Below are 16185 nucleotides of genomic sequence, written 5' to 3'. Positions count from 1 at the left end.
CTCCCCGCGGGGGCATGGCGAAATTGGTAGACGCAGCGGACTTAAAATCCGCAGGCCGCAAGGCTGTGGGGGTTCAAGTCCCCCTGCCCCCATGCCGTTCATTCCTCTCCTCCTGGAGCTGGTGGGACGGCCGCTCCTCCACGCCGTCGTGGTGCCTGAGCCCCGCGCCCCCCTGGTGCGGCTGCCCCAGCCCCCGGCGGGGCGCTACACGGTGCTGGTCGCGGACTGGGGCTACCACACCGCGATCGTGGTGCAGCAGCCACCCGGCTGGCGGCTCGGGCCCCCCGGGGCGGAAGCGGCCCCGTTCCTGGAGGTGGCCTGGGGCGATCGGCGCTACTTCCACGGGGGAGAGCGCAGTCCCCAGGCCGTGGTCGCCGCCCTGTTCCTGCCCACCGACTCGGTGCTCTTCCTGGCGGGCCACCCCGATCCACCGCGTCTGGCGGGCACGGTCGCCGTGCGGGAGCGGCAGGTGGACGCCCCCACCCTGGGGGCCCTGCTGAGCGCCCTGGAGGGCTCGGTCCAGCGCGGCGGCGACGGCGAGCGCCTGGCTCCCCTGCCGCCCCGTCCCGGCCAGCGGGGCCGGTTCTTCCCCGCCCACGCCGCCTATCTCTGGAGCCGCAACTGCAACTGGTGGACCGTGCAGCGGCTGCGGGAGGCCGGACTGGCCAGCGCGCCGACCGGGGTGGTGGTCGCGGCCCAGGTGCCAGGACGTCTGCGGGGCTTTCAGCCCGTCGCCACCCGGGACAAAAGTTCATCTCCGACTGTGTCTGTGGCTCTCCACACGCACCGGATCGCCGGGCTTTCCCCGTGAGCGCACCCGGCCTAGACCGGAGACATCGTGGGATCCCGAAGTTGGTACATGTCGCACCCCTGCTGGCCGCCACCTGCCTGGCGGGTTTCGCCCTGCTGCAGCTGCTGTTCAGCCTTGCGTCTTGATGAGGGGCCTGGGCGGCCTCTGACGTGGGCCCGCGGACGGGGTTGACGATGGATTCAGGCCTGTCTTCCGGTGCCGGCCGTTTCGGCATCGTGCTGTTCCCCGGGGTGGAGGAACTCGATGCCGTCGGCCCCTGGGAGATGGCCACGCTCTGGGCGCGCCAGCCCGGTGGCCCCAGCCAGTGCCTGCTGATCGGCCAGGAGGAGGCCCCGATCACCTGTGCCAAGGGGATGCTGCTGCTGCCCCACGCCAGCTTTGCCACGGCCCCACCGCTGGATGTGCTGCTGGTGCCGGGGGGCCAGGGCACCCGCACCGAGGTGGCCAACCCCGAGCTGATCGCCTTCATCCGGCGCCAGGCGGCCGGCTGCCGGGCGGTGCTCTCGGTCTGTACCGGCTCCTTCCTGCTGCACGCCGCCGGCCTGCTCAGCGGCCGGCGGGCCACCACCCACTGGGCCTCCCTCGATCGCCTGCGGGCCCTCGGCGACGTGGAGGTGGTGGAGGAACGCTTCACCAGAGACGGGGCGATCTGGACGGCGGCGGGCATCTCCTCCGGCATCGATCTCATGCTGCATTTCATTGCGGAAACGGCCGGGGAAGATGTGGCGGCAACAGTGCAATTGGAGTCGGAATACTTCCCTGCTACGAGAACTTATGGCGATGCCGCCAGCCGTGGGAAGGGATCGTCCTATTTCAGATCATCTTGTTCGGCATCATGAAGCGATGGGATGGGTGTTTCCACTTATCTCGCTGACGATTCCGATCCATTAGGGTCAGGGAAAGAGAGGAGGAGATCCCATGTCCACCTGCGAATTCACCAGCAAATCCACCTACGAATCCACCTGTGAAAGGCCTCGCACCGAGGCCGCTGTTCAGCCCCATGCCAACGCCACCGAAGCCCTCCATCTGGTGAAGGAGCTGGCGCGTCGCGATCCGGAGTTTGCCGCCGCCCTGAGTGCAGCCGATTCGCCGCAGAAAGCGGCTGATCTGGCGCAGTGTCACGGCATCGACGTCAGTCCGGCGGCGCTCTGGCGCCAACGCGGCACCCTGGCCCATGGTGGTGTGCCCACCTGGCGCGGTTAACCCGATCCGGGGCCCTTCAACTCGATGCTGTTCCCTTCCGGATCCTCCAGGTAGAGGGCCGGCCCCACACCTTCGGCCCCGTAGGTGTGATGCAGGGGGCCGGCATCGATGCCCTGGCGGCGCAGATGGGCCCGCAGGGCGCCCTCGTCGAAGGGTTCGATCCGCAGGCAGAAGTGATCCAGGTTGTGGCCGTCCTGGCCCGGTGCCGCCCCTCCCCGGCGACCCAGCTCGCCGCTGACCGCCGCCAGATCGATGAGGGCGTTGCCGGCCCTCAGGTGGATCATTCCCAGGGCTTCATTGCGTCGCGCCACAGCGCAGCCGAGCACCTCGGTATAGAAGCGCTCCATCCGCTCCAGATCCCTGCAGCGCAGCACCACATGGTCGATCCCTGCGATCTCCATGGCCGTCGCCTCCGTTCGCTCGCCTCCCAGTGTCGCCGGCCGTTGCAAGGCCATGCCGCGCCGGTCCCGCTCAGAGCACGGGCTGCCAGCTGATGCTGCGGCCATCGGCACTGTCGGTCTGCTCGTTGAAGGGCACCACCTGGTTGCGGCCGGTCTGTTTGGCCCGGTACATGGCGTGGTCGGCCCTGGAGATGATCTCGTCGGGGTTTTCGCCCGGCCGGACCAGGGTCACCCCGATGCTGAGGGTGATCGACAGGCTGCCGGCACTGGTGACGATCGGCTCGGCCACGGCCCGGCGCAGCTTCTCGGCAATCGTGACCGCATCACCCATCCCCCGTACCCCCTGCAGCACCACCACCATCTCGTCGCCGCCGATGCGGGCGGCCATGTCGCCGCTGCGCAGGCTCGTGCGGATCCGGGAGGCCACCGTCCGGAGCAGTTCGTCGCCGGGCACGTGGCCGAAGGTGTCGTTGATCTCCTTGAAGTTGTCGAGATCGCAGAACAGCACGGCGGTGGCGTCCCCCTTGCGCAGCACCCGGCCGGCGATGGCGGTGATGCGCTCGAGGGCCTCATGGCGGTTCACCAGGCCGGTCAGTTCATCGGTGCAGGCCCGGCGGGCCAGTTCCCGTTCGGCGGCCACCTCCTGGTCCACCGTGCGGAACGAGCCGACGATGCCGTCGAGCCGGCCCAGGGCATCCCGGTGGGGGCTGGCATGCAGTTCCACCCAGCGGTGGCTGCGGTCGTGGGCGAGGGCCTGCAGCCGTCGCACCACCGTGCGACCCTCTGCCAGGGTCTGGAGGTCCTGCTCCAGGACAGGATGGTCGTCGGGGGGGATGAAGCGGCTGAGCGGATGGCCGATCCAGTCGTCCGGCTGCCAGCCCAGCATGCAGGTGAGCGAGGGGGAGATCCAGCTGACCCGGCCCTCCTTGATCAGCAGCACCACGTCGCTGGAGTTCTCCGCCAGCAGCCGGTAGCGCTGCTCCGAGGTGGCCAGGGCGGCTTCCGCCTGCACCATCTCGGTCACGTCGTTGAACTGGGCGATCACGAAGGCCAGGCTGCCATCGGGACGCCGGGAGCAGGACACGCTGCAGTCCACCCAGATGGGGGGACGCTCCCCCTGGAGGAAGCGCTTGCGCAGCCGATAGGAACGACGCCGCCCGTCCAGCAGTTCCGCCATCAGCGGGGCTTCGCTGGCCCGGTCCTCCGGCGGTGAGAGGGAGGGCCAGGTGAGCCCCTCCAGGTCGGTCGGGTCGCGATCGAGCAGCCCGCCACCGGCGGGGTTGATGGAGAGGACGTGGCCCTCACCGTCGAGCAGGGCGATGCCGGTGGAGGTGTTCTCCATGGTGAGCCGCAGCCGTTCCTCCGAGGCGGCCAGGGCGGCCTTGGTGCGCTCCTCCGCCAGGCGGGCGTCCACTTCGCCCTGGATGTCACGCCAGCTGCCCACCAGGCCCGTCACCTCGCCATCGGGACCGGGCACTGGCCGCAGGGCCATGGAGATCCAGCGGCCGTCGCCGTCGGCGGCACGGAAGCGCAGATCGCAGCCGCTGTTCTCCCCCTGGAGGACCCGGCCGATGGCCTGCTCCAGGCGGCCGCGGTCCGGCTCCAGCACCAGCTCGGCGATGGTCCGATCCCTGAGGTCGCGGGCGTCGTGGCCCAGCAGCTGACCCACCGAGGGGGAGACCCAGGAGATCCGCCCCTGCCGGTCGCTGCTGAGGACGACATCAGGGGCGTTTTCGGCCAGCAGCTGGTAGTGATCCTTCAGCTCCCGGTTGCTGCGCTCCTTCGCCTGCAGTTCCCGGGCCAGGTGCATCGCGACCCAGGCCATGCCGATCAGGCCGGCCAGCCGCAGCAGCAGCTTCAAGGTGGTGGCCTGGGGAGACTGGAGCGACCAGATGACGGTCAGGACGATCGCCAGGCTCGTGAACCAGCCCACCTGGCGGGGCGTGGCGAAGGAGGCGGCCAGGACCACGGGGATCCAGTAATACGGAAACAGCGTGATTCCCAGGCGCCTCGACAGGAGCAGATCCACGAGGAACAGGCCGATCAAGGCAACAGCCAGGACGACCAATCGTGATCGATAGCGACGTTGGAAAGAAACCAAATCGTGGTGACTGACGAAGGAAACTGACCATCTCGGAGCCGCCGATGCCACCGACTGTCGGTGGCGGATGGGTTCAGCGGCTCAGGCCTTCCGTCTGGGTCTCGGCGCTGTTCTGGTGCCCCTTGAGATGCTTCTCACAGGCCAGGGTCGCTGATGCGAACAGCAGCGCCATGCTGAGCATCGCCGCCTGAAGCTGGGCCTGTCGCAGGAGAGGAGTCATCGGCCGGCGTCCGCATCAAGAATGATTATAGGTATGGCTCCCCATTCGCGTCCGCAGGCCTTCTGCCCAAGGCCGTGCTGACCATCGGCCCGGCGGTGGCTAGCAAGAGGGAGTGGGAGATCGATGGCATGACCAGCTCCACCGCAGCCTCAGCAGCAGCCGGCGCCGCCAGCGATGATCCGCGCATCGCCCAGGTGGTGCGTCGCCACGGGGCCCGCGCCGATGCCCTGATCGAGGTGCTGCACCAGGTGCAGGAGCTCCACGGCTATCTCTCGCAGGAGTCCCTGCGGGTGGTGGCCGTTGCCATGCGGCTGCCGCTGAGCCGCGTCCACGGCGTGGCGAGCTTCTACCACCTCTTCCGGCTGGAGCCCCCCACCGCCCACCGTTGCGCCATCTGCCTCGGCACCGCCTGCTATGTGAAAGGGGGGGGACAGGTGGCGGCGCGCATCGAGCAGCGGCTGGGGGTGCGCCTTGATGATCCTGTGGGGGATGGCGTCTGGGCCCTGCAGCACGTCAGCTGCCTGGGGGCCTGCGGCCAGGCGCCGGTGCTGGTGGTGGACGGGGAGCTGGTGACCCGGCTGCCGGTGGACCAGCCCGAGGAACTGGAGACCCGCCTGGAGGCCGCCGGCCTGCCTCAGCGCACCACCACCTGATTGGCCCCCAGATCCCTGGATTGGTTCAGGGCCAGCTCCACCCGCGACAGCATGGCCTGGCCGCTGGCATCGCTGGCCGCCAGCAGACTCACCCCCGCATTCATCGCCAGCCCGGTGGCGGGTCCCTTCCCCGCCGGCATGGCCGTCTCGGTCACGACCCTGCGGATCTGTTCCGCCGTGGTGCGGGCCGATTCGAGCGGCTGATCCCAGAGCAGCAGCAGGAATTCGCTGCCGCCGATCCGGAACAGTTCGTCGTTGGCGTGCAGCAGTTGCTTCACGCTGGCGATCAGCCGCTGCAGGACCTCATCCCCCTTCTGCCGGCCGAGCACGGTGTTGATCGGCCGCAGGCCCTGCACCGCGAAGGCCAGGCAGGACAGGGGCACGGTGCACTCGGAGGCCCGATGGGCCAGCAGTTGCAGGCTGCGTTCCAGCTCGGACCGGTTTCTGGCCCCGGTGAGCAGATCGGTGCTCGAGAGACGCCGCAGTTGCTCGCTGCTCTGCCGGAACCGTTCGCTCATGGCGGCGAGATCCTGGCTCAGGCGGGCTTCCCTGCGCAGGTGTTCGTGGAGACGGCCCACCAGTCCCTGGACTTCGGCGATGACGCTGCCATCACCGGAGCCCCCGTCAGGCTCGGGGCCTCCGGTGAGGTCGGGAACGTCGTCGCTGACCTCCGGCACCGAGGCACGCAGCAGCCGCATCTGGCCCTCCACCAGGCTGGCCATCAGCTCGCTGAGCAGGACCCCCAGCAGCATCAGCCCCAGCGATGCGGTGAGCAGGGTGGTGCTCTGGGCCTGCAGCTTCAGCACCACTGGTCGAGCGGGCTGCACCACCTGCACCCGATGGCGGCCGGAGATCACGGTCGTGCTCCAGTACCCCTGGATCCACACCTTGAGGGCGGGGCGTTGACCCCTTGGCACCAGAATCTGAAGCCCATCCGGCTGGATCAACTCCTGTGGCGCCGGCAGGAAGTTGTTCTCCAGCCGCAGGAACAACACAGGATTGGAGCTGGTCCGGTGGCCCTCCCTGTCGATGAGCAGGAAGGCCGTCGCGCCGGGGCTGGCCGGCAGTCCCCGGGTGGGCTCGGCGAGCTGGCGGGGATTGATCCGGGCCGCGGCCTCGGCGACGGTCTGAAGGTTGTCCAGCACCGCCTCCTGGGCAGCCCCCTGCAGCAGGTTGCCCGAGAGGAAGGTGAGGGCCAGCGACGGCAACGTGAAGGCCGCCAGCACCACGGAGAACACCAGGCCCCGCAGCGGTAGCAGTCCCTGGCCCCTGCGGTTGCGCCACACCTGCAGCAGCACGAACAGGAGGAAGGCCATGACCGTGTTGGCCAGGCCGTTGACCGCCTGCTTGGCGGCCGTCACGGCCACGTTCGCCGGATCGATCTGCAGCACGACGCCATAGAAGAAGAACACCATCGGTGTCCCCACCAGGAGCCAGAAACTGATCTCGGCCAGGATGATCCGGCCCTTGAGGTCGTTCTCCGGAGGGCCGTTGAAGCGATTGACGAACACCGCCTGCCACAGGGCCTCGGCGCTGAAGATGACGATGGCCCAGGGATGGCCCCAGAGCTTCCAGGTGTAGAGGCTGGCCACAACGGCGATCGCCACGCTCCACCAGCCCCGGCGCCAGAGAAGGATGAGGGTGGGAACGATCGATCCGAGCAGGATCTGGATGCCGAAGAACAGCGGCAGCGCGCTCACATTGCCGAGCACCGCCAGGCCGGCCAGCAGGGCCAGGAGCAGTCCCTGGCGCAGCGTCATGGTGGGGCTGGGGGCTCTCATGGCAGGGGGACCGCCGCCGGCTCGCCGCCCGCCACCGGGCCGAGGCCGGTTCCCCTGCGGAGCAGATCCTCGAACGCCTCGGCGGAGAGGGGACGACTGAACAGGTAGCCCTGGAAGGCGGGGCAGCCGCAGCGAACCAGGAAGTCCAGTTCCTCGGGGCGCTCCACCCCCTCAGCCAGGACGTTCACCCCGAGGTCCTCGGCCATGGCCAGGGTGGCGCGCACGATCGACTGGGAGGTGGGGTTGCTGTCGACCCCATCCACGAAGGAACGGTCGATCTTGAGCTTGCGGATCGGAAAGTTGTGGATGGTGCTCAGGGAGGAGAAACCGGTGCCGAAATCGTCGATCGCCAGTTCCACACCCATCGCAAATAACCGTAGGAGTTGCTCCCGGGTCCCAAGAGCCGGCATCAGGCAGCTCTCTGTGATTTCCAGCTCCAGCCGTGTCACGTCCAGCCCCGAGTGGCTCAGGCACGCCTGCACCATGTCCGGCACGGTCTGGCGGGAATCCTGAAACTGTCGGCTCGAAAGGTTCACCGCCAGCCGTCCAGGTTCGAATCCACTTTGCACCCACAGCTGCCACTGGCGGCAGGCCTCCTGCAGCACCCATTCGCCGATCCTGTGGATCAGGTCGCTGGCTTCGGCGATGGGGAGGAACTCCAGTGGTGATACGGAACCGAACTTGGGACTGCGCCAGCGCAGCAGGGCCTCGGCCCCCAGCAGGGTCCCCTGGCCATCCACCTGGGGCTGGTAGAGCAGCTCAAGCTGGCCCCCTTCCACCGCCCGCTGCAGATGGGCTTCGATCGCCAGACGGTGGCGGCTGCGGACCGTCATCTCGGCCGCGTACCGCTGCACCGCCTGCGGCCCCTGGCGTCGGGCCTGCCCGAGGGCCGTGGAGGCAAACAGCAGCAGGTTTTCCGGCTCCCTCGAGTCCTGGGGGAAGCAGCTGATGCCCGCCCAGGCCGAAAGGGTGAGCTCCAGCATTCCCCCCGGAGCCTTTGGATCGGTGAGAGCCGCCATGAGGGTGCGGGCCGTCTCCAGGGCCGTGGGGCCGGTCGCCTCCAGGGCCTGCACGATCAGGAACTCGCCCCTGCCGACCTGGGCCATGACGGCGGCGGGCCCCACAAAGCCTCCCAGCCGATCGACGGCGAGCTGCACCAGCTGATCGCCCTTGGCCTGGCCGAAGCTTTCCTCGATGCACTTGATGCCGTCCAGTTCGATCCAGATCACCACCAGGGGCTGGGCCTGCTGGCACAGCTGACCCAGCCGGAGCTCGGCCATCTGCAGGTTGGGCAGGCGGGTCAGGGGGTCATGGAAGCCGAGATACTCCAGCTGCCGATCCTTCTCCCGCAGCACGGTCTGGTCGGTCAGGGCGGCGATGTAGTGGCTGGGGGCCCCGGAGCCGTCCCGCACCACCCCCATCCGCATCCAGACGGGATAGACCTCACCGTTGCGGCGCTGGTTCCAGATCTCCCCTTCCCAGCGGTCGTTGGCGAGCAGTTGCTCCCACAGGGCGGCATAGAACCCCTCCGACTGGTAGGTGGAGCTCATGATGCGGGGATTGCGCCCCACCAGCTCCTCCTCCGGGTAGCCGGTGATGGCGACGTAGGCCTCGTTGCAGGCGAGGATCGCCCCGTCCCGGTCGGTGACCACGATCCCCTCCTGGATCAAGGAGCAGGCCTGGCGGTGGAGGCGGAGCCACTGGAGGCTGTCCTCCAGCTGGCTCCGCAGCTCCCCCAGGCTGCGGCCCTCCTGTTCAGCCAGTCGGCGCCGCCGCTGCAGCTCCCGGGTCAGCAGGGCGGCCAGCAGGCTGGTCGTCAGACCCAGCAGCAGCACCGCCACCCAGCTGGGCAGCCAGTCAGCGGTGCCATGCTGGGGGACCTGCACCAGCAGCAGCCACCGCTGGCCTCCGGTGTCGATCCTGCGGGAGAGGGCATGGGGCAGGACGGCCGCCTCGGGGAGGTTGCGGGAGTCGTAGAGGAGATGGGCGGGGTCGGCGCGATCGCCGACGTACAGCTGCAGATCCACGGGCTCGTCCAGCCGGACCAACGGATGGTTCAGGGCCGCCCGCACGACATCCCGCAGCGGCAGGGTGGCGAAGGCCCAGCGCTTCGCCGCTGGCGACCCTGCGGCTGCCGTGCCGGGGTGGCTGCCGAAGGGCAGGATCTGCACCAGGAAGGCCGGCTCCCCCGGCCGGGGGCGGCCGGGGAGCAGCCACCCCTCCGGCGGTGAGGACTCCCGGCCGGGTTCCTTGCCGGAGCCCTGCACCCACGACCAGAGATCCGCCCCCAGCAGGGCGCGGCTGCCGGGATCCATCGGCGCGACCAGCCGGATCGGCGCCTGCCCGGAGGCGGCCGTTGCGAAGCCCAGGGTGCTGATGCCCTCCAGGCTGCGGCCATCGCTCTCGAGGGACCCGACGAAGCGCTTCAGCTCCCCGAGGGTGACCTCCTGGGACGCCATCTGAAGGCCGACCAGACCCCGCAGCACCGATTCGGTGTTGTCCAGCTTCCTGTGCAGGGCGGCAACGACGAGATCGGCGGCGGGCTGCTCCCGGTTGCGGTGCTCCGTGATCGTCTGATGGACGCTGCTCCAGGTCAGCAGGGCGGTGCCCAGGACTCCGAGGGCCAGCACGGCAGCCACCAGGGAGCTCGACTCCCGGCGGTGTTGCTCAGCTGGCGGCGGAGAAGGCGGCAGCGTGGGAGTCGGCGACGGGGCCGGACGGGGAGGGAACCGTTCACTCTCATCACCCATAATACTTTTTTCACATTTCTGGCCCACCCATGGGGGCTGTCGCTGGCTTCGCCAATCCCCCGGGGTGGCGCCGGAAGGGCTGGCGGCAACGGAATGGTGCGCTGGTGGCTCTGGCGGCCCTGGTGCTGTCGCTGCTGATCGGCTGCCCAGGCCAGCCTCCCCGGTTCGTGCTGGCGATGAATCCCTGGCCGGGCTACGCCTACTTCGCCCTGGCCCAGGCCCGGCAGCACTACGACCCCCGCAGACTCACGCTGGACCTGCGCAACTTCGCCGACAACGACCGGGCGGTGCAGGCCTACGTCGCGGGGGCGGCCCAGGCGATCGCCACCACGGCGATCGATGTGGTCACCATCTGCGGGGCGGCACCGGAGCGCTGTCCGGTGATCGTCTACGTCATCGACGAATCCCGCGGTGGCGACCAGGTGCTGGCCCTCAAGACCGTGAAGGATCTCAAGGGCCTGGTCGGCCGGCCGATCGCCCTCGACCGCAGCAGCCTCTCCCGCTACCTGCTGGCCCGCGCCTTCGAGTCCCAGGATCTGCCCCCTCCGCTGCCGTCCCAGCTCCGGTTCCTGCCCGCCACCGCGTGGGAGGCGTCCCTGCGGCAGGGAACGGTGGCGGCGGTGGTCAGCTACCCACCCCGCAGCGAGCTTCTGCTGCGCGCCCTGCCGCTGCACACGCTGTTCACCAGCCGGCAGCTCCCCAACGAGATCCTCGATGTGCTCGCCGTCGAACCCGAGTTTCTGCGCCTTCACCCCGATGCCGTCCTGGCCCTCGTCCAGGGCTGGCAGGCGGTGCGGGCGGAGGAGAGGCAACGTCCGGCCGCCATCCGCCATGAGGTGGCCGACTACCTCGGCCTCGATCCCGGCGCCGCCGACGCGGTTCTGGGGGGGGTCCGCTATCCCGGGCCCCAGGAGCAGTACGAGCTGCTCGACCCGATACAGAACAACCTGCCCCCGCTGCTGGAACAGATCCGCCAGGTGCTCTACGCCAATGGCGTCATCCCGGCCAACACCCCCCTGCCCGCCACGGAAGACTCCATTGCCCGGGGCCTCGTCAAGGGCCGCTGAACGGCGCCCCGGCCATTTCCTGGCTAGCAGAAGGAAAGGCGCCCCCGGTTCACCATGCCTTCCCCTGTGCAGGTGCGCTGCTGCGATGCCAGTGGCTGCCGTTCCGCCGGCAGCCAGGCCCTGCGCACCGCCCTGGAGGGCGCCCGTGACGCCGCCGGCCTCGATCCCTCCCAGCTGACGATCAAGCCGGTGGGCTGCCTGCGCCAGTGCGGCAGCGGCCCGCTCGTGGCCTGCGACCGGCCCGGCCGCACCCAGCTCTTCGGGGGGCTGGCGCCGGAGCAGGCCGGGGCCCTGATCGCCGAAACCCTCGCCAACCCCGCCGATGACCTGGCGGCCCATCGGATCGATCTGGAGGGTCCCTTCTTCGCCCTGCAGCGGCCCGTGGTGCTGGAGGGCTGCGGGCAGGTGAATCCCGAGTCCATCGACGACGCGATCGCCTTCGGCACCTACGCCCAGCTGCAGCGCATCCTGCAGGAGTTCACGCCCGAGCAGGTGCGGGACGAAGTGCGCCGCAGCGGCCTGCGCGGCCGTGGCGGTGCCGGCTATCCGACGGGCCTGAAGTGGGACACGGTGGCCCTCCAGCCCCCCGGCCCCCGCTACGTGGTCTGCAACGCCGACGAAGGCGACCCGGGCGCCTTCATGGACCGCAGCGTGCTGGAGAGCGATCCGCATCGGCTGATCGAGGGGATGGCGATCGCCGCCTACGCCGTCGGCGCCGAGCGGGGCTTCGTTTACGTGCGGGCGGAATACCCCCTGGCGATCGAGCGGCTGCGGCTGGCCCTGCAGCAGGCCCGCAGCCGACACCTGCTCGGCAACCACATCCACGGCACCAGCTTCAACCTGCGGCTGGAGGTGCGGGTGGGGGCCGGCGCTTACGTCTGCGGCGAAGAGACGGCCCTGCTGCTCTCGATCCAGGGTCAGCGGGGCATGCCCCAGCCACGGCCGCCCTTCCCGGCCCAGTCGGGCCTCTGGGGGGCGCCCACCCTGATCAACAACGTCGAGACCTTCACCGCCGTGCCGGCGATCCTGCGGGAAGGCGGCGACTGGTACGCCGCCATGGGCACCGAGCACAGCAAGGGCACCAAGGTGTTCGCCCTCTCCGGGGCGGTGGTCAACACCGGCCTGGTGGAGGTGCCGATGGGCACCCCCCTGCGCACGGTGGTGGAGGTGATCGGCGGCGGCGTTCCCGATGGCTCACCGATCAAGGCGGTGCAGACCGGGGGACCTTCGGGGGGCTGCATCCCGGCGGAACGGCTCGACACCCCCGTCGACTACGAAAGCCTGCTGGAGCTGGGTTCGATGATGGGCTCGGGCGGCATGGTGGTGATGGGGCAGAGCACCTCCATGCCCGAGGTGGCGCGCCACTTCATGGGCTTCAGCGTCAACGAGAGCTGCGGCAAGTGCGTCCCCTGCCGCGCCGGCACCGTGCAGCTGGCCCAGCTGCTCGATCGCTTCGTGGAGCGCCGGGCCACCGCCGAGGACATGGAGCGCCTCGATGCCCTCTGCCAGATGGTGAAGGTCACCAGCCTCTGCGGCCTGGGCCAGGCGGCCCCCAATCCGGTGCTCAGCACCCTGCGCTGGTTCCGCCACGAATACGAGGCCGCCTGCCGGGAACCTTCGGACTGCGTCGCCACCGCGAGGGTCCGCTGATGGCCGTCGTCACCCTCAACGTCAATGGCCAGGACGTGGCGGTGCCGGCCGGCGCCAGCCTGCTGGAGGCCACCCGGGCCGCCGCGGCCGACGTCCCCACCCTCTGCCACCTCGATGGCCTCAATCCCGTCTCCTCCTGCCGGCTGTGCCTGGTGGAGGTGGAGGGGTCCACCAAGCTGCTGCCCGCCTGCAGCACCGCCGCCGCCGAGGGGATGGTGGTGCACACCCACACCCCTCGGCTCAGGGAGTACCGCCGCATGACGGTGGAGCTGTTCTTCGCCGAGGGCAACCACGTCTGCGCCGTCTGCGTGGCCAACACCCACTGCGAGCTGCAGGACATGGCCGTGACCGTGGGCATGGACCACTCCCGCTTCCCCTACCAGTACCCCCAGCGGTCGGTGGATGCCTCCCACCCCCAGTTCACCCTCGACCACAACCGCTGCATCCTCTGCACCCGCTGCGTGCGGGTGTGCGACGAGATCGAGGGGGCCCACGTCTGGGACATCGGCAGCCGCGGCGGCCATTGCCACATCGTCGCCGGCCTCGATGAGCCCTGGGGCCAGGTGCAGGCCTGCACTTCCTGCGGCAAGTGCGTCGAGGTGTGTCCCACCGGCGCCCTGTTCCGCAACACCGACACCACCGCCGAGAAACAGCCCGACGCCAGCCTGCCCGCCCTGCTGCGCAGCGCCCGCGACCAGCACCGATGGCACAACCAGTGACCCAACCCATGACCCCCACCCCGCCCGCCGCCAAGCTCCGCCTCGCCACCGTCTGGCTGGCGGGCTGCTCCGGCTGCCACATGTCCTTCCTGGATCTCGACGAGTTCCTCTTCGACCTGGCCGAGAAGGTGGATGTGGTCTTCTCTCCCGTCGGCACCGACGTCAAGATCTACCCCGAGAACGTCGACATCGCCCTGGTGGAGGGGGCGGTGGCCAACGTCGACAACCTGGAGCTGGCCCTGCAGGTGCGCGAACGCACGGCCCTGGTGATCTCCTTCGGCGACTGCGCCGTGACGGCCAATGTGCCCGGGCTGCGCAACCTGCTCGATGGCGGCCATGACGGCGCCAAAGCGGTGCTGGAGCGGGGCTACCTGGAGCTGGCCGATGCCACGGGCCAGCTGCCCTTCGCCCCCGGCATCGTCCCCGAACTGCTGCCGAAGGTGCTGCCCCTGCATGAGGTGATCCCGGTGGACCTCTACCTGCCGGGCTGCCCCCCCTCCGCCGAGCGCATCCGTGAGGCGATCACCCCGCTGATGGCCGGCGAGCGGCCCGTGATGGAGGGGCCCGCCATGCTGCGCTTCGGATGAGGACCTCGCCATGACCCGCACCGTCATTATCGATCCGGTGACCCGTATCGAGGGCCACGCCAAGATCACCCTCCACCTCGATGAGGCCGGCCACCTCACCGACACCCGCTTCCACGTGGTGGAGTACCGGGGTTTCGAGAAGTTCTGCGAGGGCCGCCCCTTCACCGAGATGGCGGGCATCACGGCCCGCATCTGCGGCATCTGCCCGGTGAGTCACCTGCTGGCGGCCGCCAAGACCGGCGACAAGCTGCTGGCCCTTTCGATCCCCCCGGCGGCCGACAAGCTGCGGCGGCTGCTCAACCTGGCCCAGCTCACCCAGTCCCACGCCCTCTCCTTCTTTCACCTCAGCAGCCCCGATTTCCTGCTGGGCTGGGAGAGCGATCCGGCCAGGCGCAACGTCTTCGGCCTGATGGCCGCCGACCCCGACCTGGCCCGGGCCGGCATCCGCCTGCGCCAGTTCGGCCAGCAGATCCTGGAGCTGCTGGGCGGCCGCAAGATCCACTCCGCCTGGGCCGTGCCCGGGGGTGTGCGCTCGCCCCTGAGCCAGGAGGCCAGGGACTGGATCCTGGAGCGCCTGCCGGAGGCCCGCGCCACGGTGACCCTGGCGTTGGAGCTCTACAAGAAGCTGCTCGATGGCCCCCTGCAGAAGGAGCAGCTGGTCTTCGGCGACTTCCCCAGCCTGTTCATGGGCCTGGTGACCCCCAAGGGGCTCTGGGAACACATCGAGGGGCGCATCCGCTTCCGGGACGCCACCGGGGCGATCGTGGCCGACCAGCTCAGCGAGGACGACTACGCCGATTTCCTTGGCGAGGCGGTGGAACCCTGGAGCTACCTCAAGTTCCCCTACTACAAACCCCTCGGCTATCCGGACGGCATCTACCGGGTGGGCCCCCTGGCCCGGCTCAACGTCTGCGACAGCGTCGGCACCCCCTGGGCCGACCGGGAGCTGGCTGAGCTGCGCCAGCGCAGCGGCCAGCCCGCCACCTCGAGCTTCGCCTACCACCACGCCCGGCTGGTGGAGATCGTGGCCTGCCTGGAGGCGATTGAGATCCTGGTGGCCGACCCCGAGCTGATGCACGGCCGCATCCGGTTGCGGGCCTCCCTCAACCGCAATGAGGCGGTGGGCGTCAGCGAGGCGCCCCGGGGCACCCTCTTCCACCACTACAAGGTGGATGACGACGGCCTGCTCACCAGCGTCAACCTGATCATCGCCACCGGCCAGAACAACCTGGCCATGAACCGAACGGTGCACCAGATCGCCCGGGAGTACATCCCCGATCCGGTCCCCGCCGGCGCCGAGATCCCCGAGGCGATGCTCAACCGGGTGGAGGCGGGCATCCGCTGCTTCGACCCCTGCCTCTCCTGCTCCACCCACGCCGCCGGCCAGATGCCGCTGCGCCTGCAGCTGCTGGCCGCCGATGGCACGGTGCTGGCCGAGCGCCTGCGGGGATGACCGGCGCCGGCGTCGGCACCGGAGGCGCGCTGCTGATCGGCATCGGCAACCCCCTGCGCGGCGATGACGGGGTGGGCTGGCACCTGGTGGAGGGCCTTGGTCTGCAGCGCCACCAGCTCACCCCCGAACTGGCTGAAGCCGTGGCCGGGGCCGACCGACTGCTGATCGTGGACGCCTGGCTGGCGCCCCCGCGCAGCCGCTGCCTGTTGCGGCCCCTGCTGGCCACGGATGGCTGGGAGCGGGACACGCACCGGGTGGCGCCCGCCCGGCTGCTGGCCCTGGCCGAGCAGCTGTTCGACCGCTGCGTGCCGGCCCATGAGCTGCTCGTGCCGGCCTTCGATTTCTCCTGGGGCGAGCGCTTCTCGCCCCAGCTGCGGCGCCAGCTGCCCCAGGCGCGCCGGCTGCTGCGGGGCTGGTTGCAGGAGGCGGCGGCGCCCCATGCATGAGTTGAGCCTCATGGACGCCGTGCGGGAGCAGGCCCTGGAGCAGGCCGCCCTGCACGGGGCCGGCCGCATCACCGCCATCACCCTGCTGGTGGGCAGCCTGGCGGGGGTGGAGATCGAGGCCCTGCGGCTGGCCCACACGGTGGTGATGGCGGGCACCATCGCCGCCGGCTCCCGGCTGGTGATCGAGGCGGTGAGCGCCGAATGCCTCTGTGCCGCCTGCGAGCAACCCTTCGCCGCGCGCGATGGCTGCTGCGAGTGCCCCCGCTGCGGCCGCATCAGCCGGGAGCTGCTGCGGGGCCGGGAACTGCAGCTGGCCTCCCTGGACCTCGACTGATCCGCCAGG

16 protein-coding genes and 1 tRNA gene are annotated in these 16185 nt (G+C 69.9%); 12 read left to right on the top strand and 5 right to left on the bottom strand.

Annotated elements, in window-relative coordinates:
• Positions 1-8: 8 nt before the first annotated feature.
• The 4 genes from CJZ86_RS04600 to CJZ86_RS04585 all read left to right on the top strand — a co-directional run bounded on the left by CJZ86_RS04600 (position 9) and on the right by CJZ86_RS04585 (position 2014).
• Positions 9-92: transfer RNA gene (locus tag CJZ86_RS04600), tRNA-Leu, on the top strand.
• A complete protein-coding gene (locus CJZ86_RS04595; RefSeq protein WP_094584785.1) occupies positions 92-811 on the top strand; it encodes a DUF2459 domain-containing protein in 720 nt (239 codons plus the stop codon). The genes CJZ86_RS04600 and CJZ86_RS04595 overlap by 1 nt, the downstream gene beginning before the upstream one ends.
• Before the next feature lie 173 nt (positions 812-984).
• Positions 985-1650, top strand: a complete 666-nt coding sequence (locus tag CJZ86_RS04590) for a DJ-1/PfpI family protein (protein WP_094584784.1) — start codon at positions 985-987, stop codon at positions 1648-1650.
• A 79-nt stretch (positions 1651-1729) separates the two neighbouring features.
• Entirely contained in the window at positions 1730-2014 is a 285-nt protein-coding gene (locus CJZ86_RS04585) for a hypothetical protein (protein WP_094584783.1), read from the top strand.
• Here CJZ86_RS04585 and CJZ86_RS04580 read toward each other — a convergent pair.
• The 3 genes from CJZ86_RS04580 to CJZ86_RS16915 all read right to left on the bottom strand — a co-directional run bounded on the left by CJZ86_RS04580 (position 2011) and on the right by CJZ86_RS16915 (position 4736).
• Positions 2011-2415 (bottom strand): VOC family protein, encoded by a 405-nt coding sequence (locus tag CJZ86_RS04580; protein ID WP_094584782.1) that lies wholly within the window; start codon positions 2413-2415, stop codon positions 2011-2013. The genes CJZ86_RS04585 and CJZ86_RS04580 overlap by 4 nt on opposite strands.
• 70 nt (positions 2416-2485) lie before the next feature.
• Positions 2486-4462: a sensor domain-containing protein gene (locus tag CJZ86_RS04575; protein ID WP_094584781.1), complete on the bottom strand. Its 1977-nt coding sequence runs from the start codon at positions 4460-4462 to the stop codon at positions 2486-2488.
• A gap of 127 nt (positions 4463-4589) precedes the next feature.
• Positions 4590-4736 (bottom strand): hypothetical protein, encoded by a 147-nt coding sequence (locus tag CJZ86_RS16915; protein ID WP_158219503.1) that lies wholly within the window; start codon positions 4734-4736, stop codon positions 4590-4592.
• A 74-nt stretch (positions 4737-4810) separates the two neighbouring features.
• Between CJZ86_RS16915 and CJZ86_RS04570 the strand changes: the two genes are divergently transcribed.
• Positions 4811-5389 carry an NAD(P)H-dependent oxidoreductase subunit E gene (locus CJZ86_RS04570; protein WP_233133839.1) on the top strand — a complete coding sequence of 193 codons (579 nt, stop codon included), beginning with the start codon at positions 4811-4813 and terminating at the stop codon, positions 5387-5389.
• Here the strand turns inward: CJZ86_RS04570 and CJZ86_RS04565 are convergent.
• Positions 5371-7170: a sensor domain-containing diguanylate cyclase gene (locus tag CJZ86_RS04565; RefSeq protein ID WP_094584780.1), complete on the bottom strand. Its 1800-nt coding sequence runs from the start codon at positions 7168-7170 to the stop codon at positions 5371-5373. The two genes, CJZ86_RS04570 and CJZ86_RS04565, sit on opposite strands and share 19 nt — an antisense overlap.
• The gene (locus CJZ86_RS04560; RefSeq protein WP_158219502.1) at positions 7167-9809 is read right to left on the bottom strand and encodes a putative bifunctional diguanylate cyclase/phosphodiesterase; all 2643 of its coding nucleotides are present in this window, start codon (positions 9807-9809) and stop codon (positions 7167-7169) included. The genes CJZ86_RS04565 and CJZ86_RS04560 overlap by 4 nt, the downstream gene beginning before the upstream one ends.
• Positions 9810-9949: 140 nt before the next feature.
• On the opposite strand from CJZ86_RS04560, the gene CJZ86_RS04555 reads away from it, so the two are divergent.
• Genes CJZ86_RS04555 through hypA form a run of 7 tightly spaced genes read left to right on the top strand, consistent with a single transcriptional unit; the run spans position 9950 to position 16176 of the window.
• Positions 9950-10987, top strand: a complete 1038-nt coding sequence (locus CJZ86_RS04555; RefSeq protein WP_094584778.1) for a type 2 periplasmic-binding domain-containing protein — start codon at positions 9950-9952, stop codon at positions 10985-10987.
• Positions 10988-11041: 54 nt separating this feature from the next.
• Positions 11042-12637, top strand: a complete 1596-nt coding sequence (locus CJZ86_RS04550) for a NuoF family protein (RefSeq protein WP_094584777.1) — start codon at positions 11042-11044, stop codon at positions 12635-12637.
• The gene (gene hoxU, locus CJZ86_RS04545) at positions 12637-13356 is read left to right on the top strand and encodes a bidirectional hydrogenase complex protein HoxU (protein WP_094584776.1); all 720 of its coding nucleotides are present in this window, start codon (positions 12637-12639) and stop codon (positions 13354-13356) included. Before CJZ86_RS04550 ends, hoxU begins: the two co-directional genes overlap by 1 nt.
• An 8-nt stretch (positions 13357-13364) precedes the next feature.
• The gene (locus tag CJZ86_RS04540) at positions 13365-13943 is read left to right on the top strand and encodes an NADH-quinone oxidoreductase subunit B family protein (RefSeq protein ID WP_094584775.1); all 579 of its coding nucleotides are present in this window, start codon (positions 13365-13367) and stop codon (positions 13941-13943) included.
• A 10-nt stretch (positions 13944-13953) separates the two neighbouring features.
• Positions 13954-15396, top strand: coding sequence for a Ni/Fe hydrogenase subunit alpha (locus tag CJZ86_RS04535; RefSeq protein WP_094584774.1), 1443 nt, complete (start codon positions 13954-13956; stop codon positions 15394-15396).
• Positions 15393-15842, top strand: coding sequence for a hydrogenase maturation protease (locus CJZ86_RS04530; RefSeq protein WP_094584773.1), 450 nt, complete (start codon positions 15393-15395; stop codon positions 15840-15842). Before CJZ86_RS04535 ends, CJZ86_RS04530 begins: the two co-directional genes overlap by 4 nt.
• Positions 15835-16176: a hydrogenase maturation nickel metallochaperone HypA gene (gene hypA / locus CJZ86_RS04525; RefSeq protein ID WP_094584772.1), complete on the top strand. Its 342-nt coding sequence runs from the start codon at positions 15835-15837 to the stop codon at positions 16174-16176. Before CJZ86_RS04530 ends, hypA begins: the two co-directional genes overlap by 8 nt.
• The last annotated feature ends 9 nt before the right edge of the window (positions 16177-16185 follow it).

It is taken from the genome of Synechococcus sp. BO 8801 (assembly GCF_002252675.1).
Taxonomy (GTDB): Bacteria; Cyanobacteriota; Cyanobacteriia; order PCC-6307; family Cyanobiaceae; genus Cyanobium.
This window is presented reverse-complemented; position numbering and strand designations above follow the sequence as displayed.

What these genes read in the sequence shown, in the direction of transcription:
- CJZ86_RS04595 (WP_094584785.1), top strand. Translation starts at nt 92, where the DNA reads ATGCCGTTCATTCCTCTCCTCCTGGAGCTGGTGGGACGGCCGCTCCTC.
- CJZ86_RS04590 (WP_094584784.1), top strand. Translation starts at nt 985, where the DNA reads ATGGATTCAGGCCTGTCTTCCGGTGCCGGCCGTTTCGGCATCGTGCTG.
- CJZ86_RS04585 (WP_094584783.1), top strand. Translation starts at nt 1,730, where the DNA reads ATGTCCACCTGCGAATTCACCAGCAAATCCACCTACGAATCCACCTGT.
- CJZ86_RS04580 (WP_094584782.1), bottom strand. Translation starts at nt 2,415, where the DNA reads ATGGAGATCGCAGGGATCGACCATGTGGTGCTGCGCTGCAGGGATCTG.
- CJZ86_RS16915 (WP_158219503.1), bottom strand. Translation starts at nt 4,736, where the DNA reads ATGACTCCTCTCCTGCGACAGGCCCAGCTTCAGGCGGCGATGCTCAGC.
- CJZ86_RS04565 (WP_094584780.1), bottom strand. Translation starts at nt 7,170, where the DNA reads ATGAGAGCCCCCAGCCCCACCATGACGCTGCGCCAGGGACTGCTCCTG.
- CJZ86_RS04555 (WP_094584778.1), top strand. Translation starts at nt 9,950, where the DNA reads ATGGGGGCTGTCGCTGGCTTCGCCAATCCCCCGGGGTGGCGCCGGAAG.
- CJZ86_RS04550 (WP_094584777.1), top strand. Translation starts at nt 11,042, where the DNA reads ATGCCTTCCCCTGTGCAGGTGCGCTGCTGCGATGCCAGTGGCTGCCGT.
- hoxU (WP_094584776.1), top strand. Translation starts at nt 12,637, where the DNA reads ATGGCCGTCGTCACCCTCAACGTCAATGGCCAGGACGTGGCGGTGCCG.
- CJZ86_RS04540 (WP_094584775.1), top strand. Translation starts at nt 13,365, where the DNA reads ATGACCCCCACCCCGCCCGCCGCCAAGCTCCGCCTCGCCACCGTCTGG.
- CJZ86_RS04535 (WP_094584774.1), top strand. Translation starts at nt 13,954, where the DNA reads ATGACCCGCACCGTCATTATCGATCCGGTGACCCGTATCGAGGGCCAC.
- CJZ86_RS04530 (WP_094584773.1), top strand. Translation starts at nt 15,393, where the DNA reads ATGACCGGCGCCGGCGTCGGCACCGGAGGCGCGCTGCTGATCGGCATC.
- hypA (WP_094584772.1), top strand. Translation starts at nt 15,835, where the DNA reads ATGCATGAGTTGAGCCTCATGGACGCCGTGCGGGAGCAGGCCCTGGAG.